This is a genomic window from Holzapfeliella sp. JNUCC 80 (assembly GCF_053667655.1).
This window is the reverse complement of sequence record NZ_CM132205.1, coordinates 755,084-771,331: the sequence shown is the minus strand read 5'-3', so window position 1 is coordinate 771,331 and position 16,248 is coordinate 755,084. Positions and strand designations below refer to the sequence as shown.

Here is a 16,248-nt window from a genome sequence, read left to right as displayed (position 1 = left end):
TGGGGAGCTATTATTATGAGTAATCACAAACAAGCTAAACCTACAAAAAAATTAGTCAAATGGATTGTCTCTATTTTAATTATTTTGATTGCTGTAGTTAGCTTATCGACGGTTGTATACGTTAATCAATCCTTACAACCTTATAATGTTTCAGATCAATCCAAAAAAACGGTTAATATCCCAGAAGGAGCAACTAACCGTGATGCTGCGATTATTCTAGAAAAGAATGGGTTGATTAAAAATTCAACCATATTTACTTATTGGGCTAAATTCAATCACTACGATGGATTTAAAGCAGGAGACTATTCATTATCACCTTCAATGACTTTAACCGATATTGTGAATAGTTTACAAAATGGATTGAATAAAGCAACTGAGGGGCAAATTGTTATTAAAGAAGGAGACAATATCGATGATATTGCGACTTCAATCGAAAAAAATGGCAAGTTTAAAAAACAAGACTTTTTAGACCTAGTTAATAATAAAGACTTTGTCAAAAAGTTGGCTGAAAAATATCCAAACTTGCTAAATGGGCTAACTGATAGAACTAATTTACGTTACTTACTAGAAGGTTACCTATACCCAGCAAGTTATGACATTTTTTCATATTCAAAACTTGACGATATTGTTACAACAATGGTCGATAAAACAAACCAAGAACTGACACCATTTTATGATCAAATTAAATCACAAAATAAATCAGTGCACGACGTGTTAACTTTAGCTTCTCTAGTTGAAAAAGAAGGTGTGAGTGACAGCGACCGTGCCAAGATTGCAGGTGTTTTTGATAATCGTATCGATCAAGGTATGACATTGGGTACCGATATTTCAGTTTTATATGCACTCAATCAACATAAGACGATGCTTTCAATTGAAGATACTAAAGTAGATTCACCTTACAACCTTTACCAAAATAAAGGGATTGGACCAGGTCCATTTGCAATGCCAAGCGAATCTTCAATCAAAGCCGTTCTAAATCCTGCTGATCGTGATCAAGGTTATTTATACTTTGTGGCAGATTTGAAAACTGGAACCGTCTACTACAGTAAGACTTATGATGAACATATCGCAACGAATACAAGTTTAGGGCAACAAAATTAAACAGGTAGTTGACAAATTGGTTCATTCACTCTAATATTTATCAGGAATGAATATAGAAATATGGGGTGTTTATAAGGATGGTCGAAAGAGTATTTCCTATGACAGCTGACGGTAAAGTTAAGCTTGAGGAAGAATTAGAAACTTTAAAATTAGAAAAAAGACCAGAAGTTATCGAAAGAATTAAAATTGCACGTTCTTTTGGTGACTTATCTGAAAACTCAGAATACGAATCAGCAAAAGATGAACAAAGTGTGTTAGAAAGTCGCATTAAGCAAATTCAAGAAATGTTGAAATACGCACAAGTTGTTGATGCAACTCAAGCAGAAGCTGACGAAGTTGCCATCGGTAAAAAAGTGGTCTTCACAGAAGTTGGTGAAGATGATCCTGAAGAATACATTATTGTTGGTTCATCAGAATCAGATCCATTATCTGGTAAGATTTCAAATGATTCACCTATTGCCAAAGCTATTATTGGTAAAAAGACAGGAGATGTTGTTTCAATCTCAACTCCTGGTGGCGAATTTGATGTTGAAATTCTAGAAGTAACCTTAGCTGATTAAAATAAAAAACGTCGATTAGACAGTTAGTCTAATTGACGTTTTTTTATTTTGCGGTGTGTATATAAACCACCTAACGTTAAGATAAGTGTGATACCAGATAATACAAACGGATAAATAACGTAATCAGGTTGATAGTAATATTCAATATGATGAGAACCACTTGAAAGGGGAAGGCTCCAAAATGTATTTGCCCATTTTACCGGTGTTACGATTTTTCCATCTACTTTAAACTTCCAACCACTATCAGCAGGGATTGAAGTCATAAAGCGTTTGCTTTCCGACAACTCAACATCTGATGTGTAGTGTGTATTAGATAATTGTTTGGTATTTGTTGGTGTTGACTTAAGAGATTCAACGTCTGTCTTGAAAGAAGCATTATCAAATCGGTATAAAGATAATAAAGAGAAGGACAAGAAGTCTTTTTGTAATTCCAATTTGAAAGTGATTTTGACACCTTTTTGATTACTTGCAATATTCAAGACGCGATTTTCATTGCCACCAAGTGAACTACCACTAACAATAATATCGTTAATATAAAGTTTAACTTGTTTATTATCGAAGAAGTTTGGAACCAGTAAGTAGTAAGAGTCGTTGGTTTCGGGTGTGAAACTATACTCAACTGAAGCTGGCTTTCCTTGTTCCATGACATGATAAGAAGTTGTATCTAGTGATTTTTCAACACTAACATTTGAGAGTGAAACATCCATCTCAGGTTGCTTTTTGAAATATGAAGCTTGTTTGTTTAACAAGTTTGACATTAGTTCTTCTTGATTTAAGATTGGACGATTAGTTGCCAATGAAACTTCTGAAGGATTCTCAGGAGCAACGAATGAAATCGGCAATGCACTATCATTCTTATAAACATCAATCTGATAGTTCTTCATGATTTTTTGGTAAGTATCTAAGTCAGGTCTTGAAGATAAAGTCGCAAAGCGATTAGGTGTTTTGAACGGAAACGGATCTGAATTATCTGTGTAATTATAATAATATTTCACACCTAATAGTGAGTCAGTTAAAACTGTACCATTGGTATAGCTATAAGAACTACCACTACTTTTAAGACCTAAACGATTCAAGAAACTACTTTGATAGTAAGGCGTTAGCGAATTAAAGTGACTAATACCGTTAAATTGTCCACTGAAGGGATCATCATTTGAACGATAGTAAGTTTTTTCTGTTCGGTAAAAACTATCATCGGAAGCTTTAATTTTTTGACTGGTATCGGCGCTTTGATGTGAATAGTTAACATAAGCACTATTTGATTGATAAGAGATATTGTTCAAACTGGCCGCAAAGTTACTTGAAAGATCCAACGTAACTAGTGCCATTAATAGGATTGGGGCAATAGCACCCCATGCATTAAATCGCTTATATAGATAAATTCCCATGGCAAAAAATACAGCTGTAAAGGCAATATTTAGCCAATCTAAAAATGTAAATTGTGTGAGGTTAATTGAGACAAAAATGATAGCTGCGGCAATTAACACGAGTTGAACAATCCAAGTTTTCTTACTATCAAACTTGATATTTTTGAGGTAATCACTAGCCAGTATTAAGCATAAGAAGACTAAACAGAAAGTAAATCTTCCTGGGAACCAAACAGGGAATTGTCCCATATGCCACATTAAAACAAGCGGAATAAAAGACAATGAACCAATCATAAAGAAGAAAAGTCCAAAGAAGCTGATTCTGATTCGCTTAGCAATAGCTTTGTTCATGAAGAAACCGATAACAGCTAGTAACAAGATACTACTAAAATAAATATTTGGCATACCATAAGACATTTGATTGAAGTCAAATGAACCAATCATCAATTTTGCTAATGTATTTTGCGGTGGATATTGGAAGGCCAGTTCAAACTGTGAACCTTGTGATTGCCCTTTACCAGTTAACAGCTCAAGTACAGTAGGAATTAAAACAAAAGCGGTTAGTAGTGCAGACAATAGGTTAACACCAATGTACTTAGCAAATAACTTGCGCCAGTTTTTAGGATGGTGAATAATCCAAAGTGTTATATAGTAGAAAAAGCCAAATAATAGCGCCATATATCCTGAATAAAAGTTTGTGATTAGCAACGCACAAGTTACAAGTAATAATTTTTTGAATTGGGGTTTTGATACGAACCAGTCATCAATTGTTTGAATTAGAATAGGTAGCAAGATAACTGAATCAAGCCACATTAAATTGAAATTATTAGCAACAACGAAACCACACATAGCATAAGCAGTAGATAGGGCTAATGTTGTATAGCCATTAAGATGGTTACGACGGTTGAAATAGTGAAAACTACTTAAGCCAATAAAACCAATTTTAGTTAAAATAACAAAGAAAATTCCAGTTGGGAAAAAGGCAGTTGGCACTAGCAGTAGAATTAAGTTGAACGGACTTAGTAAATAGTAAGCCCAGGTTCCAGCCATTGCGCCACCCAATCCTTTGCTAAATGAATATAAAATATCACCAGGATTTTGAGTAACGGTATGCTTAAAGTAAGCTAAAAAGTCAATATATTGCTGACCTAGGTCAACTGTTAGAATAGAATTGTCACCAAAAGGATAAGCTCCTCGTAGTGCAAAATAAATTAAGAATAAAATAAAAGGTAATAAGAAACTGAGCCACTTAAAAGTCTTGATGTTATCAACTTTTATTAGGCGAGTTAGATATTTGTTTTGCATAATCTCCATCCATTATTTAAAAAATTTTCAATACGTTTGTACTGAATAGTAATTCACTCCGAATTTTGTTAAAATAATTCTATTACATTAAGGAATGAATTGTCGTGAAATATTTAAAGAAATTAAAAAATTCAACAAAAAAAAGCACCTCTTCAATCCCTACAAGAATGAACATTCTTTTGGGCGTTATTTTTATTTTATTTGCGTTACTCATCATCCAATCAGGACACTTACAATTGAACTATGGTAGTCGTTTTCGTGCCGAAGTCGATACGTCAGATCGTAACCTAGTTCAAGCTAATGTTCCTAGAGGAATCATGTATGATTCAAAGGGACGTGTTTTGGTTGGAAATGAATCAAAAAATGCCATCACTTATACCCGTGGGATGAATTTAACCACGAAGGGGATGAAAGAAATTAGTGACGACCTTAGTCAGTATATCTCTTTAGACGGTGACAGTGCAACTAATCAAGATTTAGCCACTTACTATTTAAGCGATACAAGAAATTATAGTGATTTGCTAGATAAGATGCCAAAAGACCAAACGGACTCAACAAAGTTATCAAGTACACAGATTTACGCTAATGCGGTGAAGTACTATATTAGTCAAGAGCCGCAGGTTTCTGATAAACAAAAGTCAGCAGCTATTATACTACGTAAAATCAGTGCTGCCTCAATGCTTTCAACAGTTTATGTAAAAAATAATAATTTAACTGATAAAGAAGTGGCACTAGTTGCTGAACATTTATCAGAATTGCCTGGAGTTAATATTGGAACGGACTGGACTCGTGTCTATCCAAATGGTGATTCAGTCCAAAGTATTATTGGGCGTGTTTCAAGTGAACAAGCGGGATTGCCTAGTGACCGCTTGCAATATTACTTAACTCAAGGCTATCTAAGAAATGACCGTGTAGGAACAAGTTACTTGGAGCGCCAGTATGAACCTATTCTTAGAGGGTCTAAAGCGCTCAACCAAGTGAATATTTCGTCTTCAGATAACACTATTGAAGAAATTAATACGGTTTATCCAGGTGTTAAAGGAAGTAGTTTGACCTTTACGTTAGACTTGCAGTATCAACAAATGATTTCTGATAGTTTAAATAAGTACTACCAAAAAGCACAAGCTGATGGTGTCACAAAATACTCAGCTGGGGCTTATGCTGTGGCAACTAATCCCAAAACAGGTGCTATTTTAGGTATTGCTGGAATAGGGCGCAATCCAAAAACTGGTGAGACTTACAGTGATGCACTAGGAACTATTAACCATGCCTTTACAATGGGGTCTGTTGTCAAAGGAGCCACAGTTTTAGGCGGGTTGATGAATGGGGCAATTACGCCACAGTCTAATACCTTACCTGAAGAAGCTATCTATCTAAGAGGAACACCAGTGATGAAATCTGTTTATCCACTGGGAACGTTCTCTTCATTAAATGCACAGACAGCGCTGGAAGTTTCTTCTAACATTTATATGATGCAATTAACTTTAAGATGGTTAAAAGCAGGATATGTTGCTAATAACTATATTACGATGCCACAAGATGCCTTTGTTCAAATGAGAAATATTTATTCTCAATTTGGATTGGGTGTTAAAACAGGTATTGATTTACCAAGTGAGGTCGCTGGCTATCCAGGGCGTTCTTTTGATAGTAAAGGAAACCTTCTTTCAGGATCAGCGCTAGCCTTATCATTTGGTAACTATGATGGATATACAGTGATGCAACTGGCACAATACATCTCCACAATTGCAAATGGAGGCTATCGTATGAAGCCTTATCTTGTTAAATCAATAGGACAAACGACTGATGATAACAAATCATTTATTACTCAACACACTACCTCACCTGAAGTCTTGAACCAAGTTGACTTCACACAAGAGCAGCTTCAAGTTGTTAAAGAGGGGATGTATCAAGTTGTTCACGGACATAATGCCTGGGGAACAGCCCATACATTAGCTGATATTGAACCGGCTGTTGCTGGTAAGACTGGTACCGCACAAACATTTTACTATGATCCAGATAATCCAGGAAATGCTAATGCACCGGAAACTTCAACATTTAGTTTTGTAGGTTATGCGCCCGCCGATGACCCACAAATTGCAATTTCTATCGTATTTCCAGACTTAGATGTTAACACCTCTGGACACTACAATTTGGACGTTGCACATGAAATGTTCACAAATTACTTTAAATTGAATCCACAAAAATAGTGGAAAAATTCAAAAAATAATGTTATTATATACGAGTTAAATGCATCATAGACAATTTAGGGGGTGTCATCAACATGAACGTAAATATTAACTTAGAGTGTACATCTTGTCACGAACGTCTTTACTTAACAAAGAAAAATAAACGTAACCACCCACAACGTTTAGAACTAAAGAAGTACTGCCCTCGTGAGAGACATGTCACACTTCATCGTGAAACAAAATAATGAAAACAGCAGGGCTGACCTGTTGTTTTTTTAATATACAAAGGGATTTTTATTATGGATAAAGCTGAACTCAGAAAGATGCAACTGAATAGATTGCAGGAATTTGCTAAGACCACTCAAAAGCAAAGAGAAGAAATTAATCTCTTTCATCAGTTTGTCTCACATCCTAGGGTTAAGGCTGCACAAAGTATTGGCTTGACTATCGGGGATGCTTTTGAATTAGATACGCTTCCATTAATTGAAGCACTGCTTGAAATGAAAAAGTCAGTCTATCTTGCTAAAGTTAGACCACATAGACAGATGGATTTTGTTGCGTATAATTTTGGTGATCAGTTGGTTAAATCTAAATTTGGTGTTTTAGAACCCGAATTAGATGCACCAGTTAAAAATCAATTGGATTTAGTTGTGACACCTGGCTTAGCAATTAGTAGAGATCATCATTATCGTGTTGGATTTGGTGGTGGTTACTTTGACCGTTTCTTGAATCAATACCAAACCAAAACTTTGACTTTAGCACTCACGCCTATGATTTTTGAGTCTGCAGAGTGGCCAATTTCTATGATGGATGTACCGATTGACGAGCTAATTATTCCTAGTGAATAGTAAAGGAGTCTAATAATTGCAAAAAATTAAACGATTTATCAATTCAAACCTTGTTGTCACTTATACTTTATTAGGTGTGATGGCACTCGTATTTCTATTTGAATGTTTTAGTAGTAAGCAATTGGCCTTGTTCAGTGGCGCAATAGACTCAGGGACATTGCTTAACTTTGGATCACTATTTAATCCGCTAGTTGTTATATTTAACCAGTGGTGGCGATTAATTACAGCGCAATTTGTTCATATCAACTTCTTGCACTTTGCTTCTAATGCCGTCATGATTTATTATGTCAGTCAGTTTTTAGAACCGGCTTTAGGTAAAGCCAAGTACCTCAGCATCTTTTTACTGTCAGGGATTGGCGGTAATCTGATGTCTTTAGCATTTGGATCAGATATGATAGTTTCTGCTGGTGCAAGCACTAGTTTATTTGGATTGCTTGGTGTGGTACTCGCCTTAGTATGGAATAATCAAAATCCAGCTATGACCGCTATCAAACAACAATTTTTAGCATTAGCTATTTTGAATTTAGTAATGGATTTATTTATTCCAAGTATTAATATCCAAGGTCATTTTGGAGGCTTATTATTTGGTGTATTATTTGGTATAATATTCGGTGGTCAAAAAAATCAAAAATTATATGCAACAAGATGGCGAATAGTTGCGATTTTTGCTACTATAATCTTGACATTAATTTTAATTGGAATAGGAATGCAGGTTTCGTATTAATGAAACAATTGTATGATGTTCAACAATTATTAAAGCGGTTCAATATTTATGTTTATGTTGGTAAACGTAAGTGGGATATTGAGTTGATGGCATTGGAGCTAGATAATATTTACCATTCTGGCCTCATTACCCAGAAAGAATTTATCTCCGCAAAAGTAGTTCTACAGCATGAATATGAAGTTGAAAAGAGAAAGGAAGAACAACGTGGATAAAAAATTAATTGGTGTTGACTTAGGAGGCACCACAATTAAGTTCGCTATTTTAACTAAAAATGGAGAGATTCAACAACGTTGGGCTGAAGATACAAATATTTTAGATGATGGTTCACACATCATTCCTGATATTATTAAATCTATCAACCATCACTTGAATCTTTACCACATGAAACCAGAACAATTTGCTGGAATTGGAATGGGTTCTCCTGGTAGTGTTAACCAAAAGGACGGTTCAGTTGTTGGCGCTTATAACCTAAACTGGCGCAAACCCGTTTTCCCTAAACGTGATATTGAAGAAGGTACAGGAATCCCAGTTTTCATCGATAACGATGCTAATGTAGCAGCGCTTGGTGAAAAATGGAAAGGTGCTGGTGACAACGCTTCTAACGTTGCATTCACAACTCTTGGAACCGGTGTTGGTGGTGGAATCATTGTTAACGATCAAATCGTTCATGGTGCTGCTGGTGCTGCTGGTGAAATTGGTCATATCATTGTTGAACGCCATGGTTACAAATGTACTTGTGGAAACAATGGTTGTTTAGAAACAGTTGCCAGTGCAACCGGTATTGTACGTGTAGCTAGAGACTTGGCAGAAGAATATGCAGGGAACTCATCATTAAAACGCTTACTTGATGCTGGTGAAGAAATTAGCGCTAAAATCGTATTTGATTTAGCTAAAAAAGATGATCCATTGGCTGTACGTGTAATCAACCGTATCTGTGACTACTTAGGATATGCATTAGCTAATATTTCTAATACATTAAACCCTGACTTTGTTGTTATCGGTGGTGGTGTTTCTGCTGCTGGAGACTTATTGTTGAACAAAACAACTGAAGCATTTGAAGAATCAGCATTTCCAAGTGTTAGAAACTCAACAAAACTACGTCTAGCTTCATTAGGAAATGAAGCAGGTGTTATTGGAGCCGCTTCACTAATCGTTCAATAAAAAAGTATAAGGGGATTTCGACATGTTAGTTTTATACGTTGTTTTAGCAATTATTGTATTGGCAATCTTGTTTAATTGGTTGTATATCCGCTTTTATAGCAAAAAATTAGCGGGTGCATTATCTAACGAAGATTTTCAAAACACTATGCGCAAAGCACAAATTATTGACTTACGTGGAACAGATGCGTTCGATCAATCTCATATTTTAGGGGCTCGTAGCATACCATATACACAACTTAAACTATCTTTTGCTGAAATGAGACCTGACTTGCCTGTTTATCTGTATGCAGATGGCCAAAGCATTTGTGTGCGTGCAGCAAGATATCTTGTTAACAAAAAAGGGTTTAAAAATGTTAAATGGTTAAAAAAAGGTTATCGAGACTGGGAAGGTAAAACAAAATCTTCTAAAAAAAGTTACTAATAAAAAAGCTTGGTTAAAATAACCAAGCTTTTTTATTTATTATTTATTTTGCACGACGATGTGCGGATAAACTTTTACGAATTGCACGACGGCGGTTTTCTTCAATACGTTCTGCTTCTTGTTCTTCTGGTTCTACTACTTTTTTCTTAAATGTAAATGCAGCACCAGCAAGAGATGCAACTGTAAGAGCAGTACCTGTTAAAACGCCACCTAAAAATTTTTTAGCCATCTGAAATTCCTCCTTTGAATTGTTAAATTGATTTTATCATAATTTCAGAAATATATTAATAAAGGACGTCTAAATTGAAAAAAATATTAATTGTAGCAGGGCCAACTGCTGTTGGAAAAACAGCATTTGGTATTGAACTGGCACAAAAATTTAATGGAGAGATTATTTCCGGAGACTCGATGCAAGTTTATCGTGAAGTCTCAATAGCAACAGCTAAACCAACAGTATCAGAACAAGCTCAAGCTGTGCATAATTTGATTGATACACAAAGTATTTACGATGAATTTTCTGTGAAAGATTTCGTTGAAGAGGCTGATCAACAAATTTCAGAAATAACATCCCGAGGTAAATTACCAATTATTGTAGGGGGAACAGGTTTTTATCTTAATACGCTAATACATGACTTTAAATTAGGAGCAGAAAAAGACGACAACTATTTAAAAGTTGAAAATGACTATCAAAAGATGCTTGAAGAAAAAGGCGAAGAGAATCTTTGGCAACTTTTATTAGAAAAAGACGCAGTTTCAGCAGAGAAAATTCCTAAAGAAAATCATAGACGAGTCATTAGAGCATTAACTGTGATTAAAGTAACAGGGCAGTTATTTTCAAAACAACAAGAAACGCTGCCGCTTAAGTATGATGCTTTATTGTTAGGACTAAACACTGAAAGGCAAGTCCTATACCAAAGAATTAACCAAAGGGTTGATCTCATGATGTCAGAAGGGTTACTCGATGAAGCAAAATTAGTTTATCAAAATCAAAATCGAATCTATCAAGCCAAACAGGCGATTGGCTATAAAGAGTTCTTTGATTATTTTGATAATAAAATTACTTATGAGCAAGCAGTTGAACAACTAAAGCAAAGCTCAAGACGTTATGCGAAAAGACAATTAACTTATTTTAGAAATAAATTACCAATAAATTGGATTGACCCAATCGAAAAAGATGCTTGCTATAACAGTGTTTTTGATAAAGTTAAAAATTGGTTAGAAAAATGATGTCAGAAAACCTGACATTAGAGGTTGTGTATCTTAAAAAGGGCTGTTATTCTATTGATGTGTTGATGAGGTATTAAAAATGGATGAGATAAAACAAAGAAAAGCGCAGCCATTATTAAAAATTTCGGTTGTGATGGAGTTGACTGGGCTAACAGCTCGTCAAATCCGCTATTATGAAGATCAAAAACTAATTGACGTTTATCGTACAAAAGGTAAACAGCGATTATATTCATTGAATCAAGTTGATATTTTGTTAATCATTAAACAACATTTGAGTGATGGCTTCAATATTGAAGACATTCGAGCATATTTTGATAGTCAAAAACGTCAAAAGAAAGCGGTTAATGATAAACAAGCTCGACGGTTATTATTTGATGAAATGATGAATAATAGTCCTTTTGGTTCATCCACTCAGCACTACTAAATTTTAAAAGTTAAAGGTTAGTTACGACGGAGGAAAAAGAATGTCAAAGGCATACACAAAACAAGAAATTAGAGAAATTGTTGAACAAGAAAACGTTAAATTTTTAAGATTAATGTTTACAGACATTAATGGTGCTATCAAAAATGTTGAAGTGCCAGTTAGTCAACTAGAAAAAGTTTTGAACAACGAAGCTGCTTTTGATGGCTCTTCAATTGATGGATTTGTTAGAATTGAAGAAAGTGACATGTTATTACACCCTGACTTATCAACTTGGTTGATTTTCCCATGGGAAGTAGAACACGGTAAAGTGGCTCGCTTAATCTGTGATGTATACATGCCAGATGGTACACCATTCAAAGGTGACCCTCGTTACAATCTTCGTCGCGTTTTAAAACAAATGCAAGATAAAGGTTACTCAGCATTTAATATTGGACCTGAACCAGAGTTCTTCTTATTTAGATTGAACGAAAACAACAAACCATCTCTTGACTTGAACGACCAAGGTGGCTACTTTGATTTAGCACCTGTTGATTTAGGTGAAAACACACGTCGTGATATTGTTTTAGAACTTGAAAAAATGAATTTTGAAATTGAAGCTAGTCACCATGAAGTTGCACCTGGACAACATGAAATTGACTTCAAATACACTGATGCTCTTGAAGCAGCAGATAAAATTCAAACTTTTAAATTAGTAGTTAAAACTGTTGCAAGAAAACACGGTTTACATGCAACATTTATGCCAAAACCTCTACAAGGAATCAATGGATCAGGAATGCATATTAATATGTCACTATTCAAAGATGGTGATAATGTATTCTTTGACGAAAATACAGATAACCAATTATCTAAAAAAGCAATGTACTTCTTATCAGGTATCTTGAACCATGCAAAAGCATTGACAGCTTTAAACAACCCAACGGTTAACTCATACAAACGTCTAGTACCAGGGTTTGAAGCACCTGTATACATTGCATGGTCAGGTACAAACCGTTCACCTCTTATCCGTGTTCCTCAATCACGTGGCCTTGGAACTCGTCTTGAATTAAGAAGTGTTGATCCAGCAGCTAACCCATACTTAGCTATTGCAGGAATCTTATCAGCTGGTCTTGAAGGACTTGAAACTAAAGAATTACCAGTAGAATCTGTTGATCGTAACATTTACCACATGACAGATGAAGAACGTCGTGAAAACAATATTACTGATCTTCCAGGAACATTGAATGAAGCGGTTGATGAATTCGCAAAAGATGTTGTCATCAAAGAATCATTAGGCGAACACTTAACACAAAGCTTTATTGATTCTAAGAAACTTGAATGGTCAGCATACCGTCAAACAGTTTCTGAATGGGAAAGAGACCAATACATGGAATTGTACTAAAATTAAAAGCTATCTAAATAATTCAGATAGCTTTTTTTATTTTGTCGATAAAGTTTGTGATTGAAGGATGGGTTTCAAATTTTTGATAAATGAGATAAAAGTGTCTAAAAAATGGAGCCCCTAGTTCTTGAAACATAATGGTGTTATCAATTGCATCTAGACTTACAATGGATTTACCAATCCCTTGTTTCAAAAAATCGACAATTAACTGATTATTTTTAACAATAATACTGTTTTTAGGTACAATATTATGATTGTTCAGATACTTTTTAGTGTAGTGATAAACGCCAGAACCTTCTTCTCTGAGCAACCATGTATCAGATTTAAGATTACCGGCCAATACTAATTGATCTGTTTTTATTTTTTCAGTAACAATCAAATTATGATGAACAGGTTTTTCGACGATACCAAAAGCCAAGCGATGATTTAACACATCGTCTAAAATTTCTTTAGAGTTGTGTACTTCAGCAGCTAAATTATACTCGTTATAAATAGCAGAAGGTAACTGAGATAATAACTGAGGAACAAAGGTATGCGCGCTAGTTTGCGAACACGCGAATAATAAATCATATTTTTTGGGATTATCACTAATATCGGTTTGAATAGTTTGCCATTCTTTCAAAATTTTTGTGGTGCTTTGATATAATCTGGTGGCATTAGGTGTTGGCTCTAGTTTAGCTTTACCATTTCTAATGAATAATTGCGTATTTAGTCTTTCTTCTAGCTGTTTAACGTGTAATGAGAGGCTAGGTTGAGAAGAAAAAAGTTGTTCAGCTGCTTTTGAAAATGACAAAGTTTCATACACAGCAACAAAGGTATGCAGTAACTTGAACATAAGAGTCCTTTCTTTTTGCTATTAAGGTTACTAATAGTATATATAGTTATTATCTATTAAACAAATATTAACATTAATGATGTGATATAGTTATGCCTGTATCGAAGGAGAGGAAAACATGAAAATCAAAAAATCTTTTTTACCAGGTATTGCAGTAACGTTACTTGTTTCTATTATTGCTAAATTTTTAGCCGTTTATTTACCTTTTATTGGAGCAGAATCTTTGGCCATGTTGATGGGGATTTTGTTAGGTAATACTATTTTGACACAACCTAAGTTAAATTCAGGTGTTAAATGGTCAGAAAAATACCCTATTGAAATCGGAATTGCACTGCTCGGGTTAACCGTAACACTTAAAACCATAGAATCATTGGGAATTAATGGGATTTTATTTATTGTGTTACAGATGGTGTTGACTATTATTGTAGCGATTGTGCTAGGGAAAAGAGTCTTTAAGGTATCGAAAAAATCGTCGCTTTTAATGGCTGCAGGTAATGCCGTATGTGGATCAAGTGCAATAGCGGCTGTGTCGCCAGAAATCAAAGCAAACGATGATGAAAGACGGACTGCAGTAGCAACAGTTAGTTTGGTCGGAATTGTCTTATTAATTGTTTTGCCAATCATTGGGCCTGTTGTGCTCGGTAAGCAAGACTTACTTTTAGGTGCATTAATTGGAGGAACTGTCCAATCTGTGGGACAAGTTGTGGGGACAGCTTCCTTAATTAATCAAGATGTTACGACATATGCGACATTGTTCAAAATGTTGCGAGTGATTTTGCTATCAGTAGTTGTCATTAGTTTTGCAAGAATGGCTCAGGGAGCAAGCCAAAAAGAGCCACAAGCCAAAAAGTCAGTTAAGCAATACATTAAAGTACCTTGGTTTATTTTAGTGTTTGTTATTTTTATTTTGATTAATAGTTATGTTAGTTTGCCAACGCAATTAACGCATACTGCAAAAGAATTGACCGGTTTCTTTGGTATTATTAACCTTGCAGGTATCGGGCTAAACTTGAAGTTAAAAACAATTAAAGATTCTGGTAGTCGTTTCTTGGGCTATGGGCTGTTGATTAGTTTAGTGCAAGTTGTCGGAGCAATTATCTTAATTAAGTTACTATTCTAATTACTTATTATTAGTAAAAAATTAAACAAAAATGAAATACAAGGTTGAATTACACAAAAAAATAACTTATAGTTAATTTAGTAGAAGAGGTCGCAGTTGACAATAGCTAGATAACTCGCTATCACAATAGCATTAGTTACTCTAGTGAGGGGATATTGCCGAAACGTCAAAGAGTTGTGACGATTTGATGTTGGGGTATGGTTGAACAAATCATAAACTGTCATAAGCATAAAACTTATGGAGCGCTATCGACAAATTGATATCTAAGACGGTTTAGATTCTTTTGTCTGCCCAGACAAAGGAATCTTTTTTTGTCTAATATTTTAAATAGCCACTCTTCTGAATAATAATTTACGGAAATAGGAGACTGTTATGCCAGATTTATCGTCAAAATTAAGTGAAACGTATAACGAAAAATTAGACTTAGTTAATCCATCAGGGATTAGAAGCTTTGATCAAAAAATCTCAGCTATCCAAGATATTGTAAAACTAACAATTGGAGAGCCTGATTTAGATACACCCGAACATATTAAAAATGCTGCAGTAGAAAGCATTCAAAATAATGATTCTCACTACTCAGCTCAAACAGGTAAATTAGAGCTTAGAAAAGCAGTTTCTGATTATTTAAAGCGTCAACAAGGTTTAAATTATAATCCAGAAGATGAAATAATCGTGACAATTGGTGCAACAGAAGCAATTTATGCCACTTTTGAAACGATGTTAAATCCAGGTGATAAAGTGATTGTGCCAACACCGACATTTGCACTTTATTTTCCTATTATCGAGTTGCTAGGTGCACATCCAATTATGGTTGACACCTCACAAACAGGCTTTCAATTAACACCTGAAAAATTGGAAGAAGTGATTAAAGAAGAAGGGCCTTCAGTTAAAGCAGTTTTACTTAATTATCCAAGTAATCCAACAGGGGTTGAATACGATAAAGAAACCGTTACGGCTCTAGCGCAAGTTATTGAACAGCATGATATTTTTGTTGTTACAGATGAGATTTACTGTGAATTAACTTATGACGTTGATCATTTTTCAATTGCTAAGTTATTGCCTCAACAATCCATTTACATTAATGGATTATCTAAATCTCACGCTATGACAGGATATCGAATTGGTTACGTTTGTGGACCGAGAGAATTCATGTCAAAAGTTGCTAAAGTGCATGCTTTCATGGTGACTTCACCATCTAATCCTGCCCAAGTTGCAGCAACAGAAGCGCTTAATCATGGTGATAATGATGCGATTGAAATGCGTAAAATCTATCAAAAGCGTCGTGACTTAATTGTTGATGAATTAACAAGTATGAACTTTGAGATGGCTAAGCCTCATGGTGCGTTTTATCTACTTGCTAAAATTCCAGCATCATGTACACAAGATTCTTACCAGTTCGCACTAGAATTAGCTGAACAAGCAAAAGTTGGTGTCATACCTGGAAGTGCATTTGGTAAAGGTGGACAAGGCTATATTCGTTTTTCATATGCAGCTTCTGAAGCTGATATTCAGCTAGCGATGGATCGTATTCGTGATTACCTTAAAACAGTCAGATAACTAGTAATTAAAATCAGGAGGACAATCAATTGAC

General features: G+C 35.0%; 17 protein-coding genes and 1 riboswitch. Of the genes, 14 read left to right on the top strand and 3 right to left on the bottom strand.

All coding sequences use genetic code 11. The features are described 5' to 3' along the window. The first annotated feature begins 15 nt into the window (after positions 1–15). Both mltG and greA read left to right on the top strand, forming a co-directional pair. The gene (gene mltG, locus JNUCC80_RS03895; protein WP_454152632.1) at positions 16–1,101 is read left to right on the top strand and encodes an endolytic transglycosylase MltG; all 1,086 of its coding nucleotides are present in this window, start codon (positions 16–18) and stop codon (positions 1,099–1,101) included. Between the two features lie 77 nt (positions 1,102–1,178). Beyond that, entirely contained in the window at positions 1,179–1,661 is a 483-nt protein-coding gene (gene greA, locus JNUCC80_RS03890) for a transcription elongation factor GreA (RefSeq protein ID WP_454144349.1), read from the top strand. A 23-nt stretch (positions 1,662–1,684) separates the two neighbouring features. Here greA and JNUCC80_RS03885 read toward each other — a convergent pair whose 3' ends face one another. Further along, positions 1,685–4,333 (bottom strand): YfhO family protein, encoded by a 2,649-nt coding sequence (locus JNUCC80_RS03885; RefSeq protein ID WP_454152631.1) that lies wholly within the window; start codon positions 4,331–4,333, stop codon positions 1,685–1,687. A gap of 104 nt (positions 4,334–4,437) precedes the next feature. Between JNUCC80_RS03885 and JNUCC80_RS03880 the strand changes: the two genes are divergently transcribed. The 7 genes from JNUCC80_RS03880 to JNUCC80_RS03850 all read left to right on the top strand — a co-directional run bounded on the left by JNUCC80_RS03880 (position 4,438) and on the right by JNUCC80_RS03850 (position 9,673). Continuing rightward, positions 4,438–6,540 (top strand): peptidoglycan D,D-transpeptidase FtsI family protein, encoded by a 2,103-nt coding sequence (locus tag JNUCC80_RS03880; protein WP_454152630.1) that lies wholly within the window; start codon positions 4,438–4,440, stop codon positions 6,538–6,540. A 74-nt stretch (positions 6,541–6,614) separates the two neighbouring features. Further along, positions 6,615–6,764 (top strand): 50S ribosomal protein L33, encoded by a 150-nt coding sequence (gene rpmG / locus JNUCC80_RS03875; RefSeq protein WP_082618877.1) that lies wholly within the window; start codon positions 6,615–6,617, stop codon positions 6,762–6,764. 54 nt (positions 6,765–6,818) lie between these two features. Next, on the top strand, positions 6,819–7,367 hold the full coding sequence (locus tag JNUCC80_RS03870; protein ID WP_454152629.1) for a 5-formyltetrahydrofolate cyclo-ligase: 549 nt from the start codon (positions 6,819–6,821) through the stop codon (positions 7,365–7,367). 16 nt (positions 7,368–7,383) lie between these two features. Next, positions 7,384–8,091: a rhomboid family intramembrane serine protease gene (locus JNUCC80_RS03865; RefSeq protein WP_454152628.1), complete on the top strand. Its 708-nt coding sequence runs from the start codon at positions 7,384–7,386 to the stop codon at positions 8,089–8,091. Then, a complete protein-coding gene (locus tag JNUCC80_RS03860) occupies positions 8,091–8,303 on the top strand; it encodes a YqgQ family protein (RefSeq protein WP_339969946.1) in 213 nt (70 codons plus the stop codon). Before JNUCC80_RS03865 ends, JNUCC80_RS03860 begins: the two co-directional genes overlap by 1 nt. Further along, on the top strand, positions 8,296–9,252 hold the full coding sequence (locus tag JNUCC80_RS03855; protein ID WP_454144359.1) for an ROK family glucokinase: 957 nt from the start codon (positions 8,296–8,298) through the stop codon (positions 9,250–9,252). The genes JNUCC80_RS03860 and JNUCC80_RS03855 overlap by 8 nt, the downstream gene beginning before the upstream one ends. A gap of 22 nt (positions 9,253–9,274) precedes the next feature. Further along, the gene (locus JNUCC80_RS03850) at positions 9,275–9,673 is read left to right on the top strand and encodes a rhodanese-like domain-containing protein (protein WP_454144361.1); all 399 of its coding nucleotides are present in this window, start codon (positions 9,275–9,277) and stop codon (positions 9,671–9,673) included. 43 nt (positions 9,674–9,716) lie between these two features. Here JNUCC80_RS03850 and JNUCC80_RS03845 read toward each other — a convergent pair whose 3' ends face one another. Continuing rightward, complete coding sequence (locus JNUCC80_RS03845) at positions 9,717–9,902, bottom strand: DUF3042 family protein (protein ID WP_454144363.1); 186 nt, start codon at positions 9,900–9,902, stop codon at positions 9,717–9,719. Positions 9,903–9,976: 74 nt separating this feature from the next. Here JNUCC80_RS03845 and miaA point away from each other — a divergent pair, with 74 nt between their 5' ends. The 3 genes from miaA (at position 9,977) to glnA (ending at position 12,702) form a co-directional block, all read left to right on the top strand. Next, positions 9,977–10,900, top strand: a complete 924-nt coding sequence (gene miaA / locus JNUCC80_RS03840; RefSeq protein ID WP_454152627.1) for a tRNA (adenosine(37)-N6)-dimethylallyltransferase MiaA — start codon at positions 9,977–9,979, stop codon at positions 10,898–10,900. A 79-nt stretch (positions 10,901–10,979) separates the two neighbouring features. Continuing rightward, positions 10,980–11,324, top strand: a complete 345-nt coding sequence (locus JNUCC80_RS03835) for a MerR family transcriptional regulator (protein ID WP_454144367.1) — start codon at positions 10,980–10,982, stop codon at positions 11,322–11,324. Between the two features lie 40 nt (positions 11,325–11,364). Beyond that, complete coding sequence (gene glnA / locus JNUCC80_RS03830; protein ID WP_454152626.1) at positions 11,365–12,702, top strand: type I glutamate--ammonia ligase; 1,338 nt, start codon at positions 11,365–11,367, stop codon at positions 12,700–12,702. A 22-nt stretch (positions 12,703–12,724) separates the two neighbouring features. Here glnA and JNUCC80_RS03825 read toward each other — a convergent pair whose 3' ends face one another. Next, positions 12,725–13,537: a LysR family transcriptional regulator gene (locus tag JNUCC80_RS03825; RefSeq protein WP_454152625.1), complete on the bottom strand. Its 813-nt coding sequence runs from the start codon at positions 13,535–13,537 to the stop codon at positions 12,725–12,727. A 118-nt stretch (positions 13,538–13,655) separates the two neighbouring features. Here JNUCC80_RS03825 and JNUCC80_RS03820 point away from each other — a divergent pair, with 118 nt between their 5' ends. Both JNUCC80_RS03820 and JNUCC80_RS03815 read left to right on the top strand, forming a co-directional pair. After that, positions 13,656–14,657 carry a YeiH family protein gene (locus JNUCC80_RS03820; RefSeq protein WP_454152624.1) on the top strand — a complete coding sequence of 334 codons (1,002 nt, stop codon included), beginning with the start codon at positions 13,656–13,658 and terminating at the stop codon, positions 14,655–14,657. Positions 14,658–14,733: 76 nt separating this feature from the next. Next, a riboswitch (Lysine riboswitch) is annotated at positions 14,734–14,913 on the top strand. A 116-nt stretch (positions 14,914–15,029) separates the two neighbouring features. Continuing rightward, complete coding sequence (locus JNUCC80_RS03815; RefSeq protein ID WP_454152623.1) at positions 15,030–16,214, top strand: aminotransferase class I/II-fold pyridoxal phosphate-dependent enzyme; 1,185 nt, start codon at positions 15,030–15,032, stop codon at positions 16,212–16,214. The last annotated feature ends 34 nt before the right edge of the window (positions 16,215–16,248 follow it).